The 25,230-nt window shown below is 68.9% G+C and carries 24 protein-coding genes; 12 read left to right on the top strand and 12 right to left on the bottom strand.

Going from position 1 to position 25,230, the window contains the following annotated elements; genetic code table 11:
• Positions 1-21 precede the first annotated feature (21 nt).
• From LQZ85_RS05505 to pseB, 3 genes are read right to left on the bottom strand one after another with little or no spacing between them, the layout of a single operon-like run.
• Positions 22-864 carry a glycosyltransferase family protein gene (locus tag LQZ85_RS05505; protein ID WP_290368292.1) on the bottom strand — a complete coding sequence of 281 codons (843 nt, stop codon included), beginning with the start codon at positions 862-864 and terminating at the stop codon, positions 22-24.
• Positions 750-1,874 (bottom strand): aminotransferase class V-fold PLP-dependent enzyme, encoded by a 1,125-nt coding sequence (locus tag LQZ85_RS05500; protein WP_056278194.1) that lies wholly within the window; start codon positions 1,872-1,874, stop codon positions 750-752. The genes LQZ85_RS05505 and LQZ85_RS05500 overlap by 115 nt, the downstream gene beginning before the upstream one ends.
• 2 nt (positions 1,875-1,876) lie before the next feature.
• Positions 1,877-2,866 carry a UDP-N-acetylglucosamine 4,6-dehydratase (inverting) gene (gene pseB / locus LQZ85_RS05495; protein ID WP_056278197.1) on the bottom strand — a complete coding sequence of 330 codons (990 nt, stop codon included), beginning with the start codon at positions 2,864-2,866 and terminating at the stop codon, positions 1,877-1,879.
• A 106-nt stretch (positions 2,867-2,972) separates the two neighbouring features.
• Between pseB and LQZ85_RS05490 the strand changes: the two genes are divergently transcribed.
• Positions 2,973-4,457 carry a bifunctional UDP-2,4-diacetamido-2,4,6-trideoxy-beta-L-altropyranose hydrolase/GNAT family N-acetyltransferase gene (locus LQZ85_RS05490; RefSeq protein WP_056278199.1) on the top strand — a complete coding sequence of 495 codons (1,485 nt, stop codon included), beginning with the start codon at positions 2,973-2,975 and terminating at the stop codon, positions 4,455-4,457.
• 9 nt (positions 4,458-4,466) lie between these two features.
• On the opposite strand, the gene pseI is transcribed toward LQZ85_RS05490, so the two are convergent.
• Positions 4,467-5,528: a pseudaminic acid synthase gene (gene pseI, locus LQZ85_RS05485; protein ID WP_053095644.1), complete on the bottom strand. Its 1,062-nt coding sequence runs from the start codon at positions 5,526-5,528 to the stop codon at positions 4,467-4,469.
• Positions 5,529-5,620: 92 nt separating this feature from the next.
• Here pseI and LQZ85_RS05480 point away from each other — a divergent pair, with 92 nt between their 5' ends.
• Both LQZ85_RS05480 and LQZ85_RS05475 read left to right on the top strand, forming a co-directional pair.
• Positions 5,621-6,310, top strand: a complete 690-nt coding sequence (locus LQZ85_RS05480; RefSeq protein ID WP_198032389.1) for a hypothetical protein — start codon at positions 5,621-5,623, stop codon at positions 6,308-6,310.
• Between the two features lie 43 nt (positions 6,311-6,353).
• The gene (locus LQZ85_RS05475) at positions 6,354-6,719 is read left to right on the top strand and encodes a hypothetical protein (RefSeq protein ID WP_053095645.1); all 366 of its coding nucleotides are present in this window, start codon (positions 6,354-6,356) and stop codon (positions 6,717-6,719) included.
• Positions 6,720-6,748: 29 nt separating this feature from the next.
• Here the strand turns inward: LQZ85_RS05475 and LQZ85_RS05470 are convergent, their stop codons facing one another.
• The 4 genes from LQZ85_RS05470 to LQZ85_RS05455 form a co-directional block, all read right to left on the bottom strand.
• Entirely contained in the window at positions 6,749-7,363 is a 615-nt protein-coding gene (locus tag LQZ85_RS05470) for a hypothetical protein (RefSeq protein ID WP_230100641.1), read from the bottom strand.
• Positions 7,364-7,367: 4 nt separating this feature from the next.
• Positions 7,368-8,324 (bottom strand): glycosyltransferase family 2 protein, encoded by a 957-nt coding sequence (locus LQZ85_RS05465; protein WP_230100640.1) that lies wholly within the window; start codon positions 8,322-8,324, stop codon positions 7,368-7,370.
• A 98-nt stretch (positions 8,325-8,422) separates the two neighbouring features.
• Complete coding sequence (locus tag LQZ85_RS05460) at positions 8,423-9,721, bottom strand: O-antigen ligase family protein (protein WP_053095648.1); 1,299 nt, start codon at positions 9,719-9,721, stop codon at positions 8,423-8,425.
• A complete protein-coding gene (locus LQZ85_RS05455; RefSeq protein WP_230100639.1) occupies positions 9,718-11,133 on the bottom strand; it encodes an O-antigen ligase family protein in 1,416 nt (471 codons plus the stop codon). The genes LQZ85_RS05460 and LQZ85_RS05455 overlap by 4 nt, the downstream gene beginning before the upstream one ends.
• Before the next feature lie 84 nt (positions 11,134-11,217).
• On the opposite strand from LQZ85_RS05455, the gene manA reads away from it, so the two are divergent.
• The 4 genes from manA to LQZ85_RS05435 all read left to right on the top strand — a co-directional run bounded on the left by manA (position 11,218) and on the right by LQZ85_RS05435 (position 17,289).
• On the top strand, positions 11,218-12,360 hold the full coding sequence (manA, locus tag LQZ85_RS05450) for a mannose-6-phosphate isomerase, class I (protein ID WP_056278209.1): 1,143 nt from the start codon (positions 11,218-11,220) through the stop codon (positions 12,358-12,360).
• Positions 12,361-12,518: 158 nt separating this feature from the next.
• Positions 12,519-12,836, top strand: a complete 318-nt coding sequence (locus LQZ85_RS17850) for a WhiB family transcriptional regulator (protein WP_072591048.1) — start codon at positions 12,519-12,521, stop codon at positions 12,834-12,836.
• Between the two features lie 92 nt (positions 12,837-12,928).
• Positions 12,929-15,910 (top strand): glycosyltransferase, encoded by a 2,982-nt coding sequence (locus tag LQZ85_RS05440; RefSeq protein WP_056278212.1) that lies wholly within the window; start codon positions 12,929-12,931, stop codon positions 15,908-15,910.
• Positions 15,907-17,289: a DUF5719 family protein gene (locus LQZ85_RS05435; protein WP_056278215.1), complete on the top strand. Its 1,383-nt coding sequence runs from the start codon at positions 15,907-15,909 to the stop codon at positions 17,287-17,289. The genes LQZ85_RS05440 and LQZ85_RS05435 overlap by 4 nt, the downstream gene beginning before the upstream one ends.
• Positions 17,290-17,319: 30 nt before the next feature.
• On the opposite strand, the gene LQZ85_RS05430 is transcribed toward LQZ85_RS05435, so the two are convergent.
• Entirely contained in the window at positions 17,320-17,661 is a 342-nt protein-coding gene (locus tag LQZ85_RS05430) for a metallopeptidase family protein (RefSeq protein WP_053095652.1), read from the bottom strand.
• Positions 17,662-17,826: 165 nt separating this feature from the next.
• Here LQZ85_RS05430 and LQZ85_RS05425 point away from each other — a divergent pair, with 165 nt between their 5' ends.
• The 4 genes from LQZ85_RS05425 to LQZ85_RS05410 all read left to right on the top strand — a co-directional run bounded on the left by LQZ85_RS05425 (position 17,827) and on the right by LQZ85_RS05410 (position 21,135).
• A complete protein-coding gene (locus LQZ85_RS05425; RefSeq protein WP_053095653.1) occupies positions 17,827-18,033 on the top strand; it encodes a DUF3499 family protein in 207 nt (68 codons plus the stop codon).
• Between the two features lie 80 nt (positions 18,034-18,113).
• Positions 18,114-19,073, top strand: coding sequence for a biotin/lipoyl-containing protein (locus LQZ85_RS05420; protein WP_230100638.1), 960 nt, complete (start codon positions 18,114-18,116; stop codon positions 19,071-19,073).
• Positions 19,070-19,924: an ABC transporter ATP-binding protein gene (locus LQZ85_RS05415; protein ID WP_230100691.1), complete on the top strand. Its 855-nt coding sequence runs from the start codon at positions 19,070-19,072 to the stop codon at positions 19,922-19,924. The genes LQZ85_RS05420 and LQZ85_RS05415 overlap by 4 nt, the downstream gene beginning before the upstream one ends.
• Positions 19,921-21,135 (top strand): ABC transporter permease, encoded by a 1,215-nt coding sequence (locus LQZ85_RS05410; protein ID WP_053095654.1) that lies wholly within the window; start codon positions 19,921-19,923, stop codon positions 21,133-21,135. Before LQZ85_RS05415 ends, LQZ85_RS05410 begins: the two co-directional genes overlap by 4 nt.
• 32 nt (positions 21,136-21,167) lie before the next feature.
• Here the strand turns inward: LQZ85_RS05410 and LQZ85_RS05405 are convergent, their stop codons facing one another.
• Positions 21,168-21,977, bottom strand: a complete 810-nt coding sequence (locus tag LQZ85_RS05405; protein ID WP_230100637.1) for an RDD family protein — start codon at positions 21,975-21,977, stop codon at positions 21,168-21,170.
• 16 nt (positions 21,978-21,993) lie between these two features.
• On the opposite strand from LQZ85_RS05405, the gene LQZ85_RS05400 reads away from it, so the two are divergent.
• Positions 21,994-22,986 carry a stage II sporulation protein M gene (locus LQZ85_RS05400; protein WP_053095656.1) on the top strand — a complete coding sequence of 331 codons (993 nt, stop codon included), beginning with the start codon at positions 21,994-21,996 and terminating at the stop codon, positions 22,984-22,986.
• Positions 22,987-22,996: 10 nt separating this feature from the next.
• Here LQZ85_RS05400 and LQZ85_RS05395 read toward each other — a convergent pair whose 3' ends face one another.
• Entirely contained in the window at positions 22,997-24,304 is a 1,308-nt protein-coding gene (locus LQZ85_RS05395; RefSeq protein ID WP_056278220.1) for a DUF58 domain-containing protein, read from the bottom strand.
• Positions 24,305-25,228 (bottom strand): MoxR family ATPase, encoded by a 924-nt coding sequence (locus tag LQZ85_RS05390; RefSeq protein WP_230100690.1) that lies wholly within the window; start codon positions 25,226-25,228, stop codon positions 24,305-24,307.
• Positions 25,229-25,230: the final 2 nt, after the last annotated feature.

The following is a 25,230-nucleotide window of genomic DNA, read 5'->3' as shown; positions in this document are numbered from 1 at the left end:
GATTCGCCGGCGATCTCCCGGTCATTCCCCGAGCTTCTTCTGTTCGACGTGCGCGTTCAACGCGGCGAGCTCGGGATGCGCGTCGAGCACCGCCACGATCCCGGTCGCGTCCAGCGACGCGGCACCGTGCTCTTCGATCAGCCTGCGGATGACCGCCAGGTCCTCCGGAGTGTCCAGCGTCACCCGATAGCGCGAGGCATCGACGTCCTGCGTGATCGAGTGGATGTTCGCCCGCGGTGACCCGCCCGCGTAGAGATAAGGGGTGACGTGCTCGCGCTCCGCCGGCTCGGCGGCGTTCCTGTCGGCGTCGGCGAGAGCGGCCGCGGAGAACACCTCGAAGTCGAAGCCTCGCGGGTACGTGCGCTGGAGGACGTTGGAGACATGAGCGTGAGGATCGTCCAGCTCGATGAATCGACGGACGCCTTCGAGGACCACGGCGGGATCGATCAGCGGGCAGTCCGACGTCACTCGGACGACGACATCCAACTCGGCGGAGGAAGCCGCCCCCGCGAACCGACTCAGCACATCGGTCTCGCTGCCGCGGAACACGTCGATGCCGCGTGCGTGCCCGAGCGCGGCGAGAGGGTCGTCTGCGGCGTTCGTGGTGGTGGCGAGCACGATCGGCAGATCGGTGGCGGCGAGCCTGTCGAGGTGGTGGTCGAGCATGGAGCGGCCGCTGGCCGGGATCAGCACCTTCCCCGGAAGACGGGTGCTGGTCATCCGCGCCTGCGTGATGATCCCGATCCGCGTCAACGCAGAGCCCTGAGGAGCGACTCGACGACCTGGTCGACCTGGTCGTCGGTGAGCTCGGGGTGGATGGGGAGCGAGAGCTCCTCGGCGTAGAAGGCCTCCGCGTTCGGGCACATTCCGCGGCGATAACCGGCGTCCGCGTACACGGGGTGCCAGTACACGGGCATGTAGTTGACCTGCACCCCGATGCCGTCCGCGCGCATCCGGTCGAAGACCGTCCGACGGCGTCCGTCGAGGATGCGCACCGGATAGAGATGCCGGATCAGCTCGACGTCGTCACGCTGGATCGGAGTACGGACCCCGTCGACGCCTGCGAGAGCCGCGTCGTAGCGCCGCGTGATCTCGGCGCGTCGCCGCCGGAACGAGTCGAGCCGCGCCAGCTGGGCGATCCCGAGTGCACAGGCGATGTCGTCGAGGCGATAGTTGAACCCGAACTCATGGACTTCCTGATGCCACGCGCCTTCCGTCGTCATCGCGAAGCGATCGGCATCCCGCACCAGCCCGATGAAGTGGAACTCATGGGCGCGCTGGGCGATCTTCGGATCCTTGGCGACGAGCGCACCGCCCTCGCCGGTCGTGAGGTTCTTCGTCGGGAAGAACGAGAACGTCGTCAGGTCCGCGAGATCGCCGACCGGCCGACCCCGGTACGTGCTGCCGATCGAATGGGCGGCGTCGTCGAGGACGAGCGCGTCCACACGCGCCGCGATCTCTGTCAGTCTGTCGTAGTCGGCGGGGTGTCCCGCATAGTCCACGGCGGCGATCACCTTGGTGCGTTCATCGACGAGGGCGTCGACCGCGTCCGGGTCGATGAGCGCTGTGTCCTCCTCGACGTCTGCGAAGACGATGTCGGCCCCGAGGACCGACGCCATCGAGGTCGTGGCGATGAAGGTCATCGGAGTCGAGATCACGGTGTCTCCGTGCGTGACCCCCGCAGCCGCGTACGCCATGTGCAGCGCCGCCGTGCCCGAGGTCGCGGTGACCGCCCGGTGCCCGCCGGCGATCTCGCCGAGTCGCGCTTCGAATGCGGCCACTGCCGGGCCGGTCGTGAGCCAGTCGCCACGGAGCACCTCGACGACGGCCTGGATGTCCTCCTCGGAGATCGACTGCCGTCCGTAGGGCAGCATCGTCAGATCCCCGCCTCGATGATCTCGGAGATCTCCTGCTGCGAGTACCACTGATCGTTGCTGTCCGACCGGTACGCGAAGCCCTCCGGCACGGGTACGGCTCCGGCGGGCATCTGATAGCCCCAGGACGCGAGGTCGGGCTGGATGATGAAGTACTTCCCATCGCTGACCGTGACGGCGCGACGGCCCTCTTCCGGGCTGATCATCTCCTCGTGGAGCTTCTCGCCCGGACGCAGGCCTACATCGACGAGTTCCGCTCCCGGCACGACGGCGTGGGCGAGATCGGTGACCTTCATCGACGGGATCCGCGGAACGAGGAGCTCGCCGCCCTGCATGAGCTCGAACGTGTCGATCACCATCTCGACCGCCTGGGGGAGTGTGATGAAGAACCGCGTGCATCGAAGATCAGTGATGGGAAGCGGCTTTCCCTCGGCACCCAGGCGGGAGAAGAAGGGGATGACCGAGCCGCGGGATCCCATGACGTTGCCGTAGCGGACCACCGCGAACCGCGTGTCGTACGCGGCTGCGTAGTGATTGCCGGTGATGAAGAGCTTGTCGGCCGTGAGCTTGGTCGCACCGTAGAGGTTGATCGGACTCGAGGCCTTGTCCGTCGACAGCGCGACGACGCGCTTCACACCGGCGTCGATCGACGCCTCGATCACGTTCTGGCTGCCGAGGATGTTCGTCTTCACGAACTCGAACGGGTTGTACTCGGCCGTGTCCACCTGCTTGAGGGCAGCGGCGTGAACGACGTAGTCGACGCCGTGCAGCGCGCGAGCGAGTCGCCTCTCGTCGCGGATGTCGCCGATGAACCACCGGAGTCGAGGGTCGTCGCCGAACTGCTGCCGCACCTCGTACTGCTTGAGTTCGTCGCGCGAGAAGATCACGAGACGCCGGGGATTGATGTGGGTCAGGGCGTGACGTATGAACGCCTTGCCGAACGACCCGGTGCCGCCAGTGATGAGGATGCTCGCGCCCTCGAGAACCGACACTCTGTCTCCTCAGCGTTGTCGTGATGGCACGGATGCTCGGGTTGTTCCATGCCCGGCCTATCCTATCGGGTGGGCGCAGCCGCGCCCCCGAGGAGAGGGACGTGTGATGAGCGGGCGACGGGTCCTCCTGCACTGCAATGCCGGTGTCGAGGCGGGCATGGGGCACCTCATGCGCACTCTCACCATCGCCCGCGAGGCGCGGGACCGGGGGTGGGCGGCGTCGGTGTTCGGCGATGTGGATGCGGTCGGCGCGGAGGTCCTGCGCCGGATGGATCCGGAACTCGAGCTGCTCACCGTGGACGGCGCCGCGGCGAGCCTCGGCGACTTCGCGGAGCTCGGGCGGGACGCCGACGTGATCCATCTGGACACCTATCGCGAAGTCCCCGATCTCTCGTCCCTCGCAGTGCTGCTCAGCAACATGCAGGATGGTCCGTTCGGTGTGCGCGATGCCGATCTGGCCATCGATGCCAATCTGGCGTCCGAGCGCACCTTCGCGAGTCCCGAACGCAGCCGGAGTCATCTGGCCGGGATCGACGCGGCTGTCGTACGCGCTCAGGTGCTCGCTCAGCGTGACGCCCGGAAAACGGCGGCGGCAGCGCCTCGCGTGCTGATCGTTATGGGCGGCACGGACCCTCACGGCGTGACCGCGCGCGTCGTCGCCGCGTTCGATCGCGTTCCTTCTCCGGTGGAGATCACGGTGATCGACCCCCGGCGGCGTCCCGACGTGCTGTCCGCGGCGGGGTCCTCGCGTCATGCCGTCCAGGTCCTCGGCTTCGTCGAGGACCTCCCCGCGATCGCCGCGTCCCACGACCTCGCCGTGACGGCTGCCGGCACCTCGGTCTGGGACTTCGCGTGCATGGGTCTTCCCATGGCGCTCGTCTGCGTGGCGGACAACCAGCGGGTCGGCTACCGTCAGGTCGTCGAACAGGGGCTCGCGGTGGGCCTCGGGGAGCCGCCCCATCACGGACTCGAGGAGAGGATCGGCGCGCTCGCCGATCTCCTGGCTTCTCCGGCATCGCTCGCCCGGACGGCCGCCGAGCTGAAGCGGACCGTCGACGGACTCGGGAGCTGGCGGATCGTGGCGTCCTGGGAACAGCTGCTGACGACCCGCCCTTCCGTCGAGCCTCCCTCCGGACTCGTCGCCCGTGCGGCGAACGTCGACGACGGGCGGAGACTGTTCGAGTGGCGCAACGACCCGGAGGTCCGCTCCGGCTCGCGCTCACGCGGCGAGATCGACTGGAGATCGCACACCGATTGGCTCGCGCGAAGCCTGCGGAACCCCGACCGGCGACTCCTGATCGTCGAGTCCGACGGAGTGCCGGTCGCCACCTGCCGATGGGACCGACGGTCGGCCGACGAGTGGGAGATCTCGATCACGGTCGCACCCGAGAGCCGTGGCCGCGGGGTGGCGGCATCGGTGCTCCAGGCCGCGGAGCGAGCCCTCGCCGCACAGCCGCCGGTGCGCATGGTGGCCACCGTGCACGGCGACAACGTCGCATCACGACGATTGTTCGAGCGCGCCGGCTATCTGCCGTACCTGCCCGCCGACGATGCCGGCTTCCTCACCCTCGCCCGGTGGCGGCTCTCGTAGGAGCGCGGTCTAGAGCGCATCCCAGGTCAGCGGGGTGCCGCGTTCGACGTCTCGCGTGAACGTGCGTCCGCTCACCAGAGCGAAGTCATCGGGGCGGAGTCCGCCGGCGGGGCGGATCGACCGCACGTTCTCGGGTCCCACGGTGTCGCCGGCTCGGACGTCGGCGACGACGAACAGCGAACGGCGAAGGGCGAGCACCGCTTCTTCCTGAGCGGTCGGTCCGAAGGACACACCGCTCGCGGACGCGACGCGCGCCTGTTCGGAGGCCACGACGAGAGCGCTGAACTCGTCGGGCGTGAGAGAGAAGTCCGCGTCGACGCCGCCGTCTGTTCGGTCGAGCGTGACGTGCTTCTCGATCACGACCGCGCCGAGGGCCGCAGCGGCGACCGCGACCCCGATCCCGAGCGTGTGGTCCGAGAGTCCCACCGGCACGTCGAAGGCGTCTCGGAGCGCCGCGATGTTGCCCAGTCGCGCCTCTTCGGGAACCGCGGGGTAGGCCGCTGTGCAGGCCAGCAGCACGAGCTGGGTGCCTCCGGCACCGCGGATGGCGGTCACCGCCGCATCGATCTCCGAGAGCGTCGCCATGCCGGTCGACACGATCATCGGCTTACCGGTGCGGGCGACCTCCCGGAGGAGCGGGATGTCGACGATCTCAGCGGATGCCGTCTTGTAGATCTCGACCCCCAGCTCTTCGAGGAACGAGACCGAGCTCGGATCGAAGGGCGTCGAGAAGGGGATGAGTCCGTGGCTGCGCGCGCGATCGAAGATCGGCGCATGCCACTCCCACGGCGTGTGAGCCTCCTGGTAGAGGGAATAGAGGTTCCTGCCGCCCCAGAGCCCGTGGTCGCTCGCGACCCGGAAGGCGGGCTTGTCGGAGTCGATCGTGAGCGTGTCGGCGGTGTAAGTCTGGATCTTGAGAGCGTCGGCGCCGGTGGCGGCGACCGCGTCGACGATCGCGAGCGCCCGATCGATGTCGCCGTTGTGGTTTCCCGACATCTCAGCGATCGTGAACACGGGGGAGCCGGTGCCGATGCTCGCCGTGGAGAGCGGGATGGTCTGCGAAGAAGTCACGCCGACAACTCTAGACGCGTCCTCTCCGTGACTCGCCGCCCCGCCGATGGGACAGCCGCCGCGGTGCCCTAAGCTGAGGTCTCATGGGGCGTGTGACGGATCTTGTCGGTGATGACAGGGCGATTGCCGGAGAGGTCGACTTCTACGACCGACTCCGTCCGCTCGTCACGGCATACGGACGAGCGGATACCGCTCGTCGGATCGCCGTCGTCGGAAATCAGCCGCTCGAGCCGTCCGACGAGCGCGCCGCGATGATCGACACGGCTGACATCGTGTTCCGAGTCAACGGCTTCCGTGTCGACGACGTCGACGGCATGCCGTCGGTGGGTCGGCGCGCCGACGTCGTCGTGTTCAATCGTGGTGTGCGTCCGACGCCCTGGTTCTTCGAGGGCTACTCCGAGCGCCTCTACCTGATGATCGAACCCGGGCGCCTGCTCTGGGAGAACCCGAAGCTCCCGGCCTTCTGGCCCGCGGATCTCGGAATCGTGACGATGCCGAACCGCGAGGTGGTGCTGCCACTCGGCGAGGCGATGGGAGCCGATCCGCGCAGCGGTGGCCAGTGGGCGACGACGGGGACGGTGATGCTCTGGATCGCCACCCGCCTGTTCCCGGACGCCACGGTCGATGCGGCCGGATTCTCCTTCGTCGACGCGCCGGATCAGACATCATGGAACCACGCCTACGGAGACCCCTCGGCGGTCGGAGCAGAGCACCGGATCGACCTGGAGTCGGCGCTCGTGCGGCACTGGATCGACTCCGGCCGCGTCACCTATCACCGCTGAATCCCACAGACCATCGACAATCACCCGAATGATTGAGGACTGAATGCTGAACCGACTCCGTCGCAGACTCGACGCCGTCGTCGAACGCCGTGTAGACGCGAGAGTGGACGCCCGCATGGGGCGTGCTCTCGAGCAGGTCGAACACGCGCAGCGCGACTACGAGGCACGCCTCGCGGGAACCCAGGCCGACTTCTCTTACATCAGATCCGAGTTCGATCGCATCGCTCCTCAGGTCGCCGCGCTCGAGCAGCGGTTCGAGTGGCTGCGCGTGCGCCTCGATGTGGCTGATCTGGAAGCCGACGAGGCGCTCAGCCGCGCCCAGTCGGAGCACGAGCGTGCGCGACTGCGCCTCGAACTCGCGGCGCACTACGAGGAGCGCCTGCGCCGCCTCGAGTCCGACGGCGACTGAGCCGAACGGATCGGGCCGCCGCCGCGGGGTCAGAGCCCGACGAGGCCTCGAAGCTGATTCGCAGCCGAGCGTGCGCTGTCGACGCTCGGCTGCATCCCTGCGGCCGCGTCGGAGTGCAGCGAGCTGAGCGCCTGGTCGTACTCGCTCAGCGCGCTGCCCCAGGCGGATTCGATGGATGAGGGCGGAGCGCTCTCGCCGAGCCGCTGCGCGTCGGCCTGGAGGCTCTCGATGACCTCGGTCGCGTCCTGTCCACTGGACTCGCTGACGATCTGCAGTCCTGTCAGCGCATCATCGAGCCAGCCCTGAACCTGTCCGCGGAAGGCGTCGACCGAGGGGTCCGCGACGGGGGGCGGGGTCGTGATCGGTGTCATCGTCGGCGCGGGCTCCGCCGTCGGCTGAGGGGTCTCGGTCTGCGTCGGCGACGCTGACGGGGACGGGGATGTCGATGCCGACGCGGAAGGGGAGGGCGAGCCGCTGGCTCCCGGAGTCGGGGTCTCGCCCCGCGGGAGGAGGAAGAACAGCAGCACGCCCACGATGACGAGCACGGCGACGACGAGCCCGACGATGAGCCAGACACGACCACGATTGCTCGGCTTCGGCTCCAGTGGAGCCCAGCGGAGTTCCGGCTGCGGTTCGTCGGTCATGCGGTCAGTCCTCCAGAGCGGGCATGGGCGTCCAGGAGCGATCGCGGCCGAGCTTGCCGCCCTCCTTGAGTCCCCGGAACAGATTGCTCGTCCCTCGCACCGTGCGCTCGACGAAGAGGAGGCGGATGAGCTCCTTCGCGAACGTCATCGACGTCCCGAGGCCGAACAGCACGGGGTTGTAGTTGCGGTGAACGCGGTAGTACTGCTTGATGTACGCCCGGTTGCGCATGATGTAGAACCGGTAGGCGTTGCTCGAGGCGTTCATGTGGCGGATGCCCATGTCCCACTGCTTGATCTCGCGAGTGCGTCGCAGGACGAATTCATCGACGATCACCGCAGTGGTCTTGCGCGAGGCGAGCCACCCGTACATCTGGTCGTCCCAGTAGATGAAGAAGCGGTGATCTGGCAGACCGATCTGCTTCACGATGGACCGATGGATGAACATGCCTTCGAAGCATCCGCTGTTCATCTCCTTGTAGCCCGACGCATCGAACCCGGACGGCGCGAACGGGATCGGGATGCCCATGCGCTCGGCGATCCGGTACTGCCAGTAGAACTCGCTGCCGTCGTAGTCGTACCGGCGGCCCTGGATGCTCTTGAACCGCGGGGCCCACTTGCCCATCTTCGCCAGGCCGTCGGTCACGACCTCGACGTCGTCGTCCATCATCCAGATCCACTCCGAACCCAGCTCGTACGCCGTGCGCATGCCTTCGCTGAAGCCGCCCGACCCGCCGGTGTTCGTCTCGAGGCGTCGGTAGATGATCTCGGTGCCGAGCCGAGGACGGAAGGAGTCGACGACCTCGGTGGTGTCGTCGGACGAGGCGTTGTCGATGATCACGACGTGGCCCGGCTTCGGGTCCATCGCCTTGATGCTCTCGAGGAGGCCGGTCAGGAGGTGAGACCGGTTGTACGTGACGATGACGATCGTCGCGGAGGCCGGGTCGAAGGGGGCGTGAGTCACGAGGTGAAATCTCCGGAGGCTCGGGGCCCGCAGGGCGCCGCGAGCAGATCCACCCTACCCGGAGCAGTTCGGAATCCGCCGAGGGCGCGGCGCGGAGGTCAGCGTTCGGGACGCAGCGTCGGGATCGCTCCGGTGTGCGCGGCGTCGATGTTCTCCCGCCACGACCTCGTCTGGCCGGCCCGCAGCGCACAGAGCACGAGCATGAACCAGCCCGCGCCGACGATCGTGAAGCTCTCGAACATCGACTCGACGGCGAGTGTGACGAGCATGAGCGGGGTCCAGGCGTAGACCACCGAACGTCGAGCGCTCGCGACGAGCCAGGACCGGACGGTGGCGATGCCGCCGAACAGGAGGAAGAGCACGAGGCCGGCTGCGCCCAGCTGCAGCAGGACGTCGAAGTACGCGTTCAGCGCGCTCTGGTGGTGGTCGTCGAGCAGGAAGTTGATGTACGTGAACGGGAACTCTCCGCGGGCCCACGCGCCGTACCAGCCCCACCCCTCGACCGGCTTGAGAGCGACGAAATCGAGGATCGTGTTCCACAGGGTCGCTCTGATCGAGAAATCCGACCCGGCATCGAGCAGCGCGATGATCACATGGCGCAGTGCGAACGCGGCGGCGAGGGCGAGAGCGACGAGGACACCGAGCACCCACTGCACGATGGTCCGCCGCTCGGGCGGGGTGTGACGGACGATCGCGAGCGCGACGGCGACGACGCCGACTGCGGCCGCGAGCACGAGCACGGTGGGGGAGGAGGAGAAGAAGGCCAGCAGCGCCGCGAGCGCGATCGAGGGGATCGCGATGCGAGCGGTCAGCGACTGCGACCGCCACTCCACCACGAAAGTGATGAGTGCGATCACGGTGACGAAACCGAGCATGTTCCTGCTGCCGAAGATCCCCTGCACGGGTCCGCCGACGGCCAGGTCTCCCTGGATGCCGAGGAAGAGGAAGGGCGTGTCGAGCAGCACGCCGGAGAGGAGCTCCAGGCCCAGCGACACGAGGAGGAGGAACCTCAGCGAGTCGCCCAGGGCGCGGACGGTCTGGAGGGTGTCGCGGATGTGGCCGACGGTGATCGCCAGGAAGGCGAAGCCGAAGAGCTCCATCCAACCGAAAGCGGTGTCGGACTTGTCGGTCGTCCACACGATGCTGACGGCGGCCCACGCCAGGAAGGCCAGCAGCGACGACGGGGCGATCCGCAGCAGCGACAGCTCCTCCCTGCGCACCCACAGGATCCAGGCGCCGACGACGCACAGGACGGCGATGATCGTCGCGAGGGTGACCGATGAGGCGATGTGCTCGATCGCGAACGACGAGAAGACCGCTGTGAGGACCGCGATCGTGTACGCGCGGGCGAACTCGGCCGAGCCGAGCAGATCGCTCAGACGACGTTCGGGCGTCACGGAACCCGCCGGCTTCGCTCGCCGCGCTCGATCACACGCTCGCGTTCACCGACGCCGACCAGGGGCACGACCTTGATCTTGAACGAGAGCAGGACCAGCAGCATCCAGCCCCAGAGCATGATCGGGGTCGATTCCGTCAGACCCTGCACGAGCAGCACGACCGTGAAGAGGCTCGGAAGCAGAGTGATCGCCGAATATTCGCGGTCCGACCTCAGATCCCAGCGAGGGCGGTCGATGGCGAAGAACCACGAACGCCAGAGCAGACTGAGATAGGCGAGAGCCATGAGGACGACCCCCACCACGCCCAGCTGCATCAGCACGTCGAGCCACATGTTGTGCGCGTGGAACACGGTGATGCCGTGATCCTCGATCCATCCGGCGAAGGCAGGATCGAAGGGGACCCAGGGACTCGAGAACCCGTTGCCGAAGATCGGATGCTCCGCGGCACGCGCGAGGACCTTGTCCCAGATCTTGTCGGAGCGCCCGGTGAGGTCTGCGCTGCGACCGATGAGCGCGAACAGGGGTTCACGCAGGAGCCAGACGGCGGATCCGATGACCACGGCGCCGCCGATGAACAGCACATACAGTCGTGTTCGTGCGCCCGGAGACTTCGCGCGGCGCATCAGCAGGGCGACGACCAGGACTGCGGCGGCAGCGGCGGCGCACACGTATGCCGTCGCGGATCCGGCCCGGACGAGGAAGTATCCCGCGAGGAGGGCCCAGAGCGCGAGAGTGGTGCGCCAGCGCGTGCGCGCGGCGAACAGCACGCCGAAGGTGAGTATCGCGAACAGGCAGATGATGGCGAGCACGTTCGAATTGCCCACGATGCCCTGGATCCGGCCGCCGTCCACGAGGTTGCCGCGAACCCAGTACCAGTGGGCGTTGGTCTCGCCGTCCGGCCGCACGAAGAAGTTCGGCAGGATCGGAGCGTGGACGACAAGGGCGACCCACAGCTCGAGCGCGAGGGACAGGCCGAGGATCCACTTGAACGCGGAAGCGAGCGCCCGCACGATCTCGTGCCAGGTCAGCACGTGGACGATGAAGAGCGCGTTCACCGTGACGGTGGCGAGCAGGACCCAGGTGATGACGGTCGCTCCGCGCCACTGAGACCACGCGATCGAGAGCAGGGCCAGCGCGGTGTACGCGACGGCGGCCCAGGGCAGGCGACGCCACGCGAACGCGGCAGGTCGCCGACGGGCGATCATCGGAACGCCGATGGAGAGCGTCGCGATCAGGAAGACGAGGAGGGTGATGAATGCGCCGATCTCGCCCACGAGGTTGTACACCGCCGAGTGCGCGAAGGTCGCGAACAGCACCAGGCCGATGTACCCGCGCAGCAGAAGATGCCCCGTGGACTCGCGCTCGGGAGCGGCGGGCGGGGCGGCGACCGGGTGCTTCGTGTATTGCGCCATCGCGTTCAGGCTACCGCGCGGAAGTCGCGAGTCACCGATGGGACGGTCGTGGCACCGTGGGTTCCCTGCCAATAGCCTGGTGGCATGCTGCTCAGTCTCTCGAATGCACCCCGTGACTACGCGTGGGGATCCCCGACGCTCCTGGCCGACCTGGAAGGCCGCACCCCCACGGGTGCGCCTGAGGCGGAGGTGTGGTTCGGCGACCACCCGGGAGACCCGTCCGACGTGCAGGGCGGCGGGACGCTGGACGCCGTCACGGGCGGTGCTCTGCCGTACCTGCTCAAGCTCCTCGCGGCCGCATCGCCCCTGTCCATCCAGGTGCACCCGACCGTCGAGCAGGCGAGAGCCGGGTGGGCGAGGGAATCGACGCTCGACGCCACGGACCCGACTCGCAACTACCGCGATGACAACCACAAGCCCGAGCTGATCGTCGCCCTGAGCGAACGGTTCGAATCCCTGAGCGGGCTGCGCCCCGTCGGCGACACCCTGGGCCTGCTGGGGGAGTTGGGGCAGAGCGCCGGGGTCGAGGAACTCGCTGATCGTCTCCGCGGTGAGGGCGACGTCCTGCGCGACACGATCGGCTGGCTGCTGTCCGGCGATGCGCGGTCCGTGGTCGACGACGTCGTCGCCTCGGTGAGCGCGGCCGCAGCCTCCGCGTCGGGCGAATGGGCCGAGACGCTCCGCGGTGTGGCGGCGATCGCGGAGACCTATCCGGGAGACCCCGGTGTGGTCGTCGCGCTGCTCATGAACCACGTGGTGCTTCGCAGGGGCGAGGGCATCTTCCTGCGGGCCGGGCTCCTGCATGCCTACATCGCCGGTCTCGGAGTGGAGATCATGGCGGCGAGCGACAACGTCCTGCGCGGCGGTCTCACGCCCAAGCGCATCGATGTGGCCGAGCTGCTCTCGGTCCTCGACACGACGACCGGCGAGGTGCCGGTGCTGCGCCCGACGACGGATGGTGCGATCACGGAGTACCCGGTGCCCGTCGCGGACTTCTCGCTGAGAAGAGTCGAACTCGACGGCCAGGACGTCGTCATCGACGTGGACGGACCGACGATGGTCCTCGCGACGTCCGGTCGCGTCAGGGTGGGCGGTGCGGACGGTGCAGTGCTCGATGTTCCGGTCGGCACCGTCGCGTTCGCGTCCGCCGACGAGGTTCGATTGACCGTCGGCGGCCAGGGCGAGGCGTTCGTCGCATCGCCCGGCGATCTCACCTCCGGCCGCTGACTCCTCGGGCGGACGTGCGACACGCCGTACGGAGGTCAAGAACCTTCAAGACCGGATTGAGGGTTTACGATCCGCGACTTGACCGATGGGAATGACACGGGTGTAATTAGTTGAGCACGGCCCGCCGAGGGGGCGGAATTTAGGGGTTGGAGAGCGAGATGACGGGTTACCGTTCAGACGTACCGGAGAACTGGTTCGTCGATCCGATCAACCTCGGTGTTCCCGGGGTTCGCAAGGTCGAGACCGACGATGACAATGCTCTCGCATGGCAGAGCGATGCACTGTGCTCGCAGACTGATCCTGAGGCCTTCTTCCCCGAGAAGGGCGGATCGACCCGCGACGCCAAGAGGATCTGCACGTCCTGCGATGTCCGCGGCGAGTGCCTCGAGTACGCGCTCAACAACGACGAGCGCTTCGGAATCTGGGGCGGTCTCTCCGAGCGCGAGCGCCGCAAGCTCAAGCGTCGCGCGAGCTGACCCGGCAGTGATTCGTCCGCGTTCATAGCTTCGCGGCCACGCCGGGTCGGGTCAGCCCCCGATTCCTGTCGCACGCATAGGCTGACCACGTCATGCCAGCCCGAGTTCACGCAATCATCGTCGCGCGCCCCGGTTCCTCCGCCCGCGCGCAGCTGCTCCGCACACTCGATGCGTTGCGCTCCCAGACGACGCCCGCAGCCGCCATCACCCTGGTGATGTGCGGCGACGCGGCGTCGGCTCGCGAGAGCGAGGCGGTGACCAGCACAGTCGAGGGCATCATCCAGGCGCGCGGCAACACCTCATTCGCGGATGCCGTCGAACTCGCCAGACCCCGCATCCTCGAGGGCAGCGCCGTCTGGCTGCTCGCACAGGACACCGCTCCGCACCCGCGAGCGCTCGAGCGCCTGATCGGCACTCTCGAACGATCTCCGTCGGCGGCGATCGTGGCGCCCAAGCTCGTGCAGACCGACAACGACCGCGAGATCGTCTCTCTGGGCGTCAGCATGACGACTCTGGGGCGCTCGGTGGAGCTGGCCGGCGGCGAGCTCGACCAAGGACAGCACGATGCCAGCGACGACGCGCTCGGTGCGGACATCCGCGGCATGCTGATCCGCGGCGAGGTCCGCGATGCGCTGCGTCCGGATCCGGCGCTCGCGGGAGCCGACCTGGGTCTCGACCTCGGAGTCCGTGCCCGCCTCGGTGGCGGACGCGTCGTGCTCGCGCCCTCGGCGCGCGTATCCGTGTCACCGGACGGACCAGGGACACCTCCGACCGCGCGGGGCAGGCGCGCGTTCGCGACCAGACTCGCCCAGCTGCACCGCCGCCTCGCTTATGCCCCGGCGATCTCCGTCCCGCTGCACTGGCTCACTCTGCTTCCTCTCGCGCTCTGGCGATCCATGGCCGACCTGATCGGCAAGCGGCCGGAGGCCGTCGCGCCCGAGTGGGCGGCTGCGGTGACGGCGATGTTCCGCTTCGGCGCGATCGCGCGGTCTCGTTCTCGCATCCGCTCCTTCCGCACCTCGAGCTGGTCGAGCATCGCCCCGCTGCGTGTGAGCAGCTCCGATCTTCGTCGTCGGCTGGATGACGGCCACGGCAGCGAGGGCGGAGCGGTCAGTGAGCTCCGGTTCTTCTCGGGCGGAGGCGCCTGGGCGGTGCTGGGTGCCCTCGTCGTCAGCATCGCGACCTTCACCACGATCCTCGCGTGGCCCGTGCTCGGTGGCGGTGCGCTGCTTCCGCTGCGGTCGACGGTGGGTGCGCTGTGGAATGACGCCGCCTGGGGGCTGCGCGGTCTCGGAGTCGACGTCGTCGGCCCCGCGGACCCCTTCTCCGGAGTGCTCGCTGTGCTCGGCTCTCTCTGGCCGGCCGCCCCGTCGTTCTCCCTCGTGCTCCTCTGGGTGCTGGCGCTGCCCCTCGCCGTGCTCGGCGGCTGGTTCGCGGCCACGCGAGTGACCGATCGTGCGGGTCTGCGCATCTTCGCCGGAATCGTGTGGGCGCTCGCTCCCACCTTCCTCACCGCGCTCGTCGACGGTCGCCCCGCCGCTGTGCTGGTGCACCTCCTCCTGCCCTGGCTCTTCCACGCAGGGGCAGTAGCCCATCGTTCGTGGGGCGCGGCAGGTGCAGCATCGCTCCTCTTCGCCGCGGTCACGGCATGTGCGCCCTCGCTCGCCCCGGCACTCCTCCTGCTGTGGGTCGTGGCGCTCGGCATCACCCTCGCCGGCGCTCGTATCCGCGGAGCCGTCCGCCTGGTCTGGGTGCCGATTCCCGCCGTCGCCCTCTTCGCGCCGCTCGTGGTCTGGCAGCTGAGCCGCGGAGACATCCTCGCGGTGCTCGCGGATCCCGGCTCGATCTGGGCCGGTCCGCAGGCAGCGGCCGATGCCGCAGGCAGACTCGCGTTGGCCAGCGGATTCCCCAGCGGTGACATGGCCGGGTGGGCGACGTGGCTCGGCCTCGAGCTCGCGCCGTGGGTGGGGGTGCTGCTCGCCCCGCTCGCGCTCCTCGCTCTCGCATCAGCGGTCGCCCCGCGCTGGCGAGCCGGAATCACTCTTCTGCTCGTCGCGCTCTGCGGCCTGGCCACCGCGTTCTTGGCCGTGGGAGTCGCCGTGTCCTTCGCCCAAGGGACTCCCGTCGCCATCTGGCCGGGTTCGGGTCTCAGCCTCGCGTGGATCGGCGTCACCGGAGCCGCCCTCGTGACGCTCGACACCGCGGTGACCATGCCACGGGTCCGGGTGCTCAGCGCGGCGGTCGCCGGTCTTGCGATCGCCGTGTGCGCTGTTCCTGCCCTGGCCGCGGTCCACGCGGACGAGTCGGAACTCCGAGACGGTCCCGCATCGACGCTGCCGGCGTATGTCGCAGCGCAGGCGGGTGCCGACCGTCAGATCGGAACCCTCGTGCTCACCCCGCAGAACGACGGCGGCCTGGCGACCGAGGTGGCGTGGGGCGGAAGCGAGACGCTGAGCGCCCAGACGACGATCCTCTCCACAGCGACGGAGCTGCGCGGCTCCGACCTCACGACGCTCGCGGTCGATCTGCTCTCGGCCAGGGACTTCGATGCGGCTGATGAGCTGGCTCGGACGGGGATCTCGTACGTCCTGCTCGCACAGGTCTCGGGTGAGGAGTCGGACCGTGCTCGCTCTCTGCGCACGGCCGCGGTGACATCGCTCGACCAGCGGGCTGGGTTCGTCCAGGCCGGCTCGACCGACCGTGGTGTGCTCTACAGGCTCGAGGCCGACGCCTCGCCACGGGCTCCGCTCTCGACCGCTCAGCAGGCGACAGCGCGCCTCGTGAGCACGGTCCAGCTCGTGCTCGTGCTCGCGGCGCTGCTGCTGTCCGTGCCGACACGTGCGTCGCGGCGAGCAGCCCGCGCCCGCTCGCGCATCGTCGGACGAGCACCGGAAGAGCCGCTCGTGCTGCCTCGGCACCCCGAGGACCGCGACGGCGCCGCAGAACCGCACGGCGATCCGGAGGTCGCTGAGACAGCCGCAACAGCCGACGCCGCGCCCTCGGACGGGCCCGAGCCGGATGCGGCAGTCGAGGCCCATCCGTCGACCGAACAGGGTGAGGAGGAGCGGCGATGACCCGCAACCGCGCATTCCGGGTGGCGGCGACCGGCGCTCGAGTCCTGACAGGCGCCGTCGTCGCAGGAGCGTGCGTCGTCGGTGTCGTCGTCGGCATCACCGCGCCGTGGCCGACTGTCTCGCACGAGCCCGCTCAGGCGCAGGTGGCGCCCCTTCCGGGTGACACCGTTCTCGTCTGCAACGGTGACCTTCGCGCGGTCGGTCGAGATCCCTCCAACCCGCTCGAGATGGTGTCGGCGGCGTCTCCCCAACTGACCTCCGAGGGGTCATCCGGGCGACCGGAGTCGAGTCCCCTGCCTGCGAAGGACCTCGCCGACGGCGGATCCGCGCAACGCCTCGTGGGCCCTGTCGAGGGACGCCAGGCGCCGCTGCTCGGCGCCACGGAGTCGGTCAGCGTGCAGGAGGCGGACCTGTTCGGTCTCGCCGCGGCGCCCTGCCGTCCTGCGGGCATCGAGTCGTGGCTCGTCGGCGGAACGGTCGCCACCGGGACCGAGGACCTGATCGTTCTCACGAACCCCGGGGTCGTGCCCTCCACTGTTTCTCTCGGCGTGTTCGGGTCTGCGCGGGCGTCCAGCACCGTGATCGTCCCCGCGGAGTCTCAGGTCGCGCTCGCGCTGTCCTCGATCGCCGCCGGATCGGACTTCCCGATCGTCAAGGTGACCGCGACAGGGTCGCCCGTGCGGGCTGTACTGCAGTCGTCGCTCACCCGGACCCTCGATCCCTCGGGCATCGACCTGCAGGATGCGGTTCCCGCTGCGCAGCGTCAGCCGGTGCTCCCGGGCATCCAGGTCTTCGAGAACCAGGGCGACAACGCAGACATGGCGGTTCTGCGGCTGATGTCACCCGAGGTCGATTCCCAGGCCGTCGTGACGGTCAGAGAGGTCGGTGCGTCGACGATCGCCGACGAGTTCACCGTTCCGCTCACCGCCGACGCACCCACCGAGCTGTCGCTCTCCGCGCTGTCGCCGGGGGACTACACGATGAGCATCGAATCGGACAACCCTGTGCTCGCCGCGGTGCGGCAGCAGGATGTCGCCGGGCCGCAGGACGATTTCGCCTGGGTCACGCCGGCCCCGGAGCTCGAGGATGACGTGTACGTCGCCGTTCCTGCCGGGCCGACGCCTCGCCTCGTGCTCGCCAACGACGAGGATGTCGATGCGACGGTGCAGGTCGCATCGACATCGGGCGGAGAGCCCGTCGAGGTCACTGTCCCCGCCCACTCGTCGGCGTCGGTCGATGTGACGCCGCGCACGGTGTATGCGCTGTCGACCTCGGCGCCGGTGCATGCCTCCGTCACGATGAGCGCGCCCGGAGCGCTCGCGGTCTGGCCGGTATGGCCGGCTGCGGGAGCGCAGCAGAGCATCACCGTCTACCCGTGACCTGCGGACCGGCGAGGACGGTCTCTGAGTTCAGTGCTCGTGGCCGCCGAGGTCCCAGGGCTCGCGGCCGACGTACTCGGCCGCAGCTCTGAACACGGCGCTCTCGATCGCCATCCTGCGGTGGGCGGAGTCGTCGTGTCCCGGCGGCAGCAGCCGTTCGATGGGAAGCCGGAAGAGCACGATGCGCGCCTTCTCGTGATCGAGGTACCAGCGCGGGACCTCGTCTGCGGCCTCGAACGCGGGCATGGCGCCGATCTCGAACCGCACCTCCTGCAGTTCGGGCCAGGTTCCTCGAAGGAACTCCACCGCAGTGCCGACGGTCAGATCGAACCGGTCGATGCGCCCGTCGAGAGGGGCGAGTGGAGGGCGCACGACCTCGCTGCGTCCGAGCCGACCGTGGCGCCCGTGCCTGGCCCCGCGGCGGGGTGCGTCAGAGGTGCGGGAGCGACGGGGCATAGCGAAAGTCTAGGCTGAGTCCGACGGGCGCGGCGGCGCGGCATCCGCTCATCCGATGAACCTCGACGTAGCCTGGCGTGAATGGACGGAAGACTCTGCTCGAAGGTCGGCTGCGCGCGCGAGGCCGTGGCCACTCTCACCTACGACTACGGCGATCAGATGGCCGCGCTCGGGCCCCTGGGGATGGCGCGCCACCCGAACGCGCATGATCTGTGCGCACAGCATGCGGACCGCCTGTCCGTTCCTGCGGGATGGCTCGTCGTCCGGCACGAGGCGCTTCGCGCCTGATATACCGTCCGCATCGCCGACGGGGACACGCCGCCTCGGGGCGGGTGGGTCATCGACGCATGCCGATACGCTGACCGCGGATGCGCCAGGGCGGCGCCGCCGGAAAGGCAGCCGTGATCGTCTGGCGACGCTGGATCTTCCCTCTTCTTCTCGTTCTCGTCTTCGGTGCGTGCGCCGCGGCTCTCGTGAAGATCGCGTTCTTCCCGGACGCCACAGAGGCGATGGTCAGCCCCGAGTCGTCGATCGTCGATCCCGTCATCCCGGTCGAACGGGGCTCGGTGGTGAACGCTCTCACCCTGAGCGGCAACGTCGCACGCGATGACGCGTTCCCGGTGCGGTCGGAGATCACCGGAACGGTCATCGCGGTGCATGTCCCCGACGGGGCGACCGTCGCGGCGGGGCAGAAGCTCTTCACGATCAGGCAGGACGAGCCCAAGAAGGATGTGGACGTCGTCGCGCCGGAGGCTGGCGACGTCTCGGAGATCGCTCTCGTGAAGGGTCAGGCGACATCCACCGGAACCGAGATCTTCACGCTCACGCCCGCGCGCTACCACCTGCTCGCGACCGTCGAGCCGGTCCAGCTGTACCGCCTGGTGAATGCGCCGGCCGACGCATCGGTGACGATCACCGGGGGGCCCGCGCCGTTCGTGTGCACAGGAGTGCGGGTGCAGGTGAGCGCCGAGGGCACAGCGAGCGTGCGATGCGCGGTGCCCGGTGACCAGGTCGTCTTCGCCGGTCTGCCGGCGACGATGGATCTGGCGCTCGGGCAGGTGGATGACGCCCTGGTGGTGCCGGTCACCGCTGTGCAGGGTGGCGCGGGCACGGGCAACGTCTGGGTCGATGCCGGCGACGGCGCTGAACCGGAAGAGCGAGCGGTCGAGCTCGGCGTGAGTGACGGGGCCATGGTCGAGGTGGTCTCCGGCCTCGAAGAGGGGGAGTCGATCCGCCAGTTCGTCCCCGGCTTCGTCGCCCCGGTCGAGGAGGTCTGCTACGAGGTGGCTCCCGGAGTCGAGCAGTGCGACAGCGGGGTCAGCTGGTGACTCTCGTCGCGCTGAGCGATGTGACGAAGAGCGTGCGGCTCGCTGACGACTCGGAGCTGGAGATCCTGCAAGGGATCACGCTCGAGGTCAGTGCGGGTGATCACGTCTCGATCGTCGGCAGGTCGGGCTCCGGGAAGTCGACGCTGCTCAACATCCTCGGGATGCTCGACGCTCCGACCACCGGCTCCGTGTCGTTCGAGGATCGCGAAGTGCGTCGGATGCGGTCGGGGCGGCTGGACCGGCTGCGCGGCGACAACGTCGGCTTCGTGTTCCAACAGTTCAATCTGCTCCCGGGGCGCACCGCGCTCGACAATGTGATGATGCCACTCGGCCATGCGCGCGGTCGGCTGTTCCGGAACAGGAGGCAGATCGCCGCTGACATGCTCGAGAGAGTCGGCCTCGGTCATCGCATCGAGCAGATCGCCGATCGACTCTCGGGAGGAGAGCAGCAGCGGGTCGCGATCGCGAGGGCCCTCGTGCGCAGGCCCGTGCTGATCCTCGCGGACGAGCCGACCGGCGCACTCGACATCGACACGGGCGCGTCCGTCATGTCGCTGCTCGACGAGGTCGCGACCGAGACCGACGCGGCACTCGTGACCATCACGCACGACCTCCATGTGGCCGCCCGTGCCCGACGGCACTACCGACTCGACGCCGGGGTCCTCGAGCCTGCGGATCTCAGCCGCGCCTTCGAAGCCTCGACCCTCGCGGCGTCCGTTCCCTCCGCATCCGTTCCCTCTTCATCCGTCCCGTCCGCATCCGCACCGGCGGCTGCGTCCACCGGGGCCGAGATGCCGACACCCGACAGCATGCCGGCCATGCCGTACTCGCGTCGCGGAGCCGCGTCATGACCGGCATCCTCGGAGCGCTGTCGGATGCGTGGGCGGAGATCCGCGTCCACAAGCTGCGTGTGCTGCTCAGCCTGATCGGCATCGCGGTCTCGGTGGCAGCCCTCACCGGGGTCGTCGCCGTCTCGGAATATCAGCGTCAGTTCCAGGCGGAGCAGTCGGATCGCTGGGGAGGCAGGGCGGCGACCCTGGTCGTCACGATCAGCAGCGACGACGGGGCGCCGGTCGACTTCGACGCCTTCGATGAGAGGTTCACGCGCGTCACCGAGCGGTTCGAGTTCAGCCACACGGCCCGGATCGCGCAGGGCATGGTCGTTCCGGTGCAGCTGCCGGACGGCATCGTCGATGTCAACTCACGATTGATCGATCCGCTCTACTCCGAGATCCACCGCGAGCAGCTGCTCGTGGGCCGATGGATGCGGGATGCGGATGCCGACGCACTCTCCCCGCCCGTCGTGATCACGGAGGCGCTGTGGGATCGCATCGGTCGCACGCCCGTCGCGGAGCATCCGATTCTCACGCTCGCGGGGCCTGCGGGTGGCACTTATCAGGTCGTGGGTGTCGTGCCTCGCCAGGGGTTCGGAGACGAGGAGCTTCGGGTCGACATCCTCTACGACGCGTATCGTGCCCGCGTCGATGCTCTGCCGGAGGGCGCCTGGCCGCAGTACGAGGTCTGGCTCGGACAGGAGCAGGTCGACGAGATCGCACCCGTGCTCGCCATGGATCTTCGCGCAGGGCTCCCGGACGGGCAGACGGTGTCGGTCAGCCGGTCGGACTGGGCCGCCCAGCCCGGTGCGCTGGATGCGCAGGCGACGTTCGAGATGGTCACCGGCGGCATCGCTGCCGTGATCCTCGCGCTGGGAGCTCTGAGTCTGATCAACATCCAGCTCGTCGCGATGCGGCAGCGAGTGCGTGAGATCGGCGTGCGTCGCGCATTCGGCGCCACCTCGGGCCGAGTCTTCTTCTCGGTCTTCCTCGAGAGCCTCGTCGCGACGACGGTGGCGGGGCTCGTCGGCATCGCGATCGTCGTCGCGGTGCTCCGTTCGGACTGGGTCGTCACCTCGCTGTTCTACGGGATCCAGGACGTGCCGCCGTTCCCGATGCGCGCGGCCTTCGTGGGGCTCGCCGCGTCGATCCTGGTGGGCGCCGTCGCCGGCTTCATCCCTGCACTGGTCGCCCTTCGCGTCAAGGTGATCGACGCGATCCGATTCTGACGGCGCCGGGGTTCGCGAAGAGACCGGTGTGCTCAGGCCCCGACGCGTCGACCGGTGAGCTTCTCCGCTCGGCGGTCGGCGTTCTCCAGCGCTCTGCGCTCCCGCTCGCGCCGCAGCACGGTGATGCCGATGAGCGCAACCTCCGGGGCGGCCTGAGGCAGAGGCGAGACGAACGGCGATGCCTCGGTCAGGAGATCCTGCGCCACTCGGGCGCGAGCTGACGGGACCATCCGCTGAGCGCTCTGCAGGAACTGCGAGATGCGGCGCGCGAGACGGTCGGGGAGGCGCGCGACATCGGCGATCTGCGCCCAGCCGGCGAGCATCGGCGGCAGCACGGGGACGCTCGGGATCAGCTTCGGCGTGCGCACGCGCTGGCTGTAGGTGCCGGCGACCATGTCTCCCAGCCGCTGCGAGCGGGCGCTGAACGCTCCGGCGAGCACCGCGATGCTGCCCAGCGTCATGTAGATCTCGAGGACGCCGAGGAGTGCCCTGATGAACGCATGGCGGAAACCGGTCGCGCCACCGTCGAGTCGCACGATCCGACCCCCGACGGCGAGCTTGCCCAGGCTGCGGCCCTTGAGGGCGACCTCCATGGTGATCGGCAGCACCACGAAGCTGATCACGATCGAGGCGATCAAGGCGATCGTGTCTGTCGCCTGGGTCAGGACGCCGATGGCGAGGAGCCAGATCCGCAGGAAGATCGTCGACAGGAACACAGCGAGCCCGACCAGGAGGTCGATGATCGCGCCCGCGGCTCGCAACACGAAGCCGATCGGCTGCACGTCGATCGCGACGGCCTCGCCCGAGAGGACCTCGTCGGATGCATCGAGCGCGGCGGACATGAGTACAGTAAATCAGGTGGATGCCGATGCGCTGACAGATGCACGCCGCGCCGAGTGGGAACGGCTCGACCAGCTGAGCCGTGCTCGGCTCGACGGCGCGGGCGTCGACGAGCTGATCGTCCGCTACCGCGCGGCGTCCGCGGATCTCGCTGAGCTCAAGACCTCGGTGGGGGAGTCACCTCAAGGTGCGTACCTCTCGACGATCCTCGTGCGCGCGCGGCTGCGACTCACCGGGGCGTCCGACAGCATCCTCACCCAGACCGGCCGATTCTTCTCGCTGCAGCTGCCCGCCGCGCTCTATCGACTGCGCTGGACGACGCTCGTGATCGCGGCGTCATTCATCGCGATCGTCGTCGGGACCGCGACATGGATCTCCGCAGATCCGGCACTCCTCGCGACCCTCGGCCCGCCGGACCTGCTGGAGCAGTACGCCGACGAGAGCTTCACCGGCTATTACACCGAGAACCCGGCCGCGGTGTTCATGGGCATGGTCTGGTGGAACAACGCCTGGATCGCCCTGCAATGCGTGCTGTTCGGCATCACCGGCATCTGGCCGATCAACGTCCTCGTGCAGAACGCGATGGGGCTGGGCGTGTCGGGCGCCGTCATGGCCGCACACGACCAGGTCGATGTGATGATCCTCTACATCCTCCCGCACGGACTCCTGGAGATGACGTCGATCTTCGTCGCGGCTGCGGCGGGTCTGCACCTGTTCTGGTCGTGGGTCGCGCCGGGACACCGTTCGAGAGGCGAGTCACTCGCGTCCGAGGGACGCTCGCTCGCGACAGTGGCGATCGGACTCGTCTTCGCGCTGTTCGTGTCCGGGCTGATCGAGGGATTCGTGACGGGGTGGGCGCTGCCCTGGCCGGTCAAGATCGGCATCGGCGTCGCCGCCCTCGCCGCGTTCCTCATCTATATGCTCGTGATCGGCGGTCGAGCGTATCGCCGCGGCGAGACCGGAGACCTCGTCGAGTACGAGGCAGGTACGCCCAGGCTCCTGGCCGGCTGACTCTCCGCGTTCAGAGGCGCCCGGCGGCCTTCAGCTCCAGGTACCGGTCTGCGATCCTCGGAGGCAGCGACTCGGGGTCAGCGGCGATCGCCTCGCCTCCCGCGCGGCGCACCGCGTCGGCCACGTTCTCCGCGTCGCGCATCGTGCGTTCGGCCGCCGCAGCGAGGTAGATCTCCTCTCGAGATCCGCGCCGCGTCGTGAGATCTGCGATGCCGTCGTCGGTGACCGAACCGACGAGGATCGATGTCGACCTGCTCGCGTCGGGGAACGCACCGAGGAATCCGCGAGCCGACTCAGCCGCATCCTGAGCGGTGAGCACCACGATGAGCGACGGACGGGTCGTGAGCGTGCGCACGGCAGCGAAAGCACCCGGCCAATCGGTGTCGACGAGACGCGCGTGCACCGGAGCCATCGCATCGGTCAGCGCCGGAAGCAGCGCTGTCCCCTCCACACCGGTCACGCGCGCCCGCACGACCCGGTCGTACATGAGCAGATGCACGTGGTCGCCCGCACGTGCGGCGAGGGCCGCGAGCAGAAGAGACGCCTCCAGGGCGGCATCGACCCTCGTGCCGTCGCCGACGCGCGCGGCGGCCGTGCGGCCGGTGTCGATGATGATCACGACGTGGCGGTCGCGCTCCGGTCGCCACGTCCTCAGCATCGTGGTGCCCGCGCGAGCGGTGGCGCGCCAGTCGATCGACCGCACGTCATCCCCTCGGACGTACTCGCGGAGCGAGTCGAACTCGGTGCCCTGACCGCGCACCTGGATGCTCGTGTTCCCGTCGAGCTCCCGCAGACGGGCGAGGCGGGAGGGGAGGTGCTTCCGCGACGAGAAGGCGGGCAGCACCCGGATGGTCCCGCGTACGAGGTGACGGGCCTGCCGGCCGGCGAGGCCGAGCGGACCGAGCGAGCGGATCATCACGAACTCGCTCGCCAGCTCGCCGCGACGTCGTGGCAGCAGGGGGATGGAGACGCGTCGCCGTTCGCCCGGCGGGACGCTGAGTCGCTGACGGGCCTCACCCGCCCCGGCCGTCGGCTGCCAGGCATCGCGGATCAGCGCATGGAGCGTCCGGGGACCCTGATTCTGCAGCGCGACGCTCACGGGGACCTGCTCGCCGATGCGGGTGCGCGTCGGCACGCGCCTGGTCACGACGACGGAGCGGGGGCTTGGAGCCAGCAGCACATCGACGACGATCAGCAGGACGCAGAGCAGCACCCAGATGCCGAGGGCGGCATAGGGCGGGAAGTCCGCCAGCCCGGCGAGGACGAGCGGGACGATGCCGACGGCGACGGCAAGCGCGAGACGGCCGGTGACGAACACCTAGATCGGCACCCTGGTCTGCTGGACGACGGATGTGAGCACGGCATCCGCGGACACGCCCTCCATCTGGGCGTCCGGGCGGAGCTGCAGCCGGTGCCGCCAGACGGGGACGAGCATCGTCTGCACGTGATCCGGCGTGACGGCAGAGGATGCGTTGAGCCACGCCCACGCCTTCGCAGCGGCGAGCAGACCCGTGGAGGCGCGGGGGCTCGCGCCGAGCTCGACCGAGGGCGATTGCCTCGTGGCTCTGGCGAGGTCGACGACATAGCCGAGGACGTCATCGGTGACCTCGACGCGTCCTGCCGCATCCTGAGCCGCACGGATCTCGTCCGCGGAGACGGTCGCCTCCACGCCGGTGAGCTCGCGCGGGGAGAAGCCGGAGGCGTGCTTGCGCAACACGGACACCTCGGCATCCCGCTCCGGCATTCCCACGACCAGCTTCATCAGGAAGCGGTCGAGCTGGGCCTCCGGCAGCGAATACGTGCCCTCGTGCTCGATCGGGTTCTGCGTCGCGGCGACGAGGAACGGGTCGGGCAGAGCTCGGCTGACACCGTCGGCGGACACCTGACGTTCTTCCATCGCCTCGAGCAGGGCGGCCTGGGTCTTCGGAGGCGTGCGGTTGATCTCGTCGGCGAGAAGGATGTTCGTCAACACCGGACCCGCACGGAAGTCGAACTCGCCCGTGCGGGCGTCGTAGACCAGCGAACCGGTGACGTCTCCCGGCATGAGGTCGGGGGTGAACTGCACGCGCTTCGTGTCGAGGCCGAGCGCCCGGGCGAACGAGCGCACGACCAGGGTCTTCGCCACCCCGGGCACGCCCTCGAGCAGCACATGTCCTCGCGCGAGCAGCGACACCAGCAGGCCGGTCACCGTGCCCGCCTGGCCCACGACGGCCTTGTCGACCTCCGTGCGCACGCGGTGCATGG

The sequence above is a fragment of the Microbacterium sp. Bi98 genome (assembly GCF_918698045.1).
In the GTDB taxonomy this organism is placed as follows: domain Bacteria; phylum Actinomycetota; class Actinomycetes; order Actinomycetales; family Microbacteriaceae; genus Microbacterium.
The sequence above is the reverse complement of the archived record's forward strand: the minus strand, read 5'-3'. Positions and strand labels throughout refer to the sequence as shown.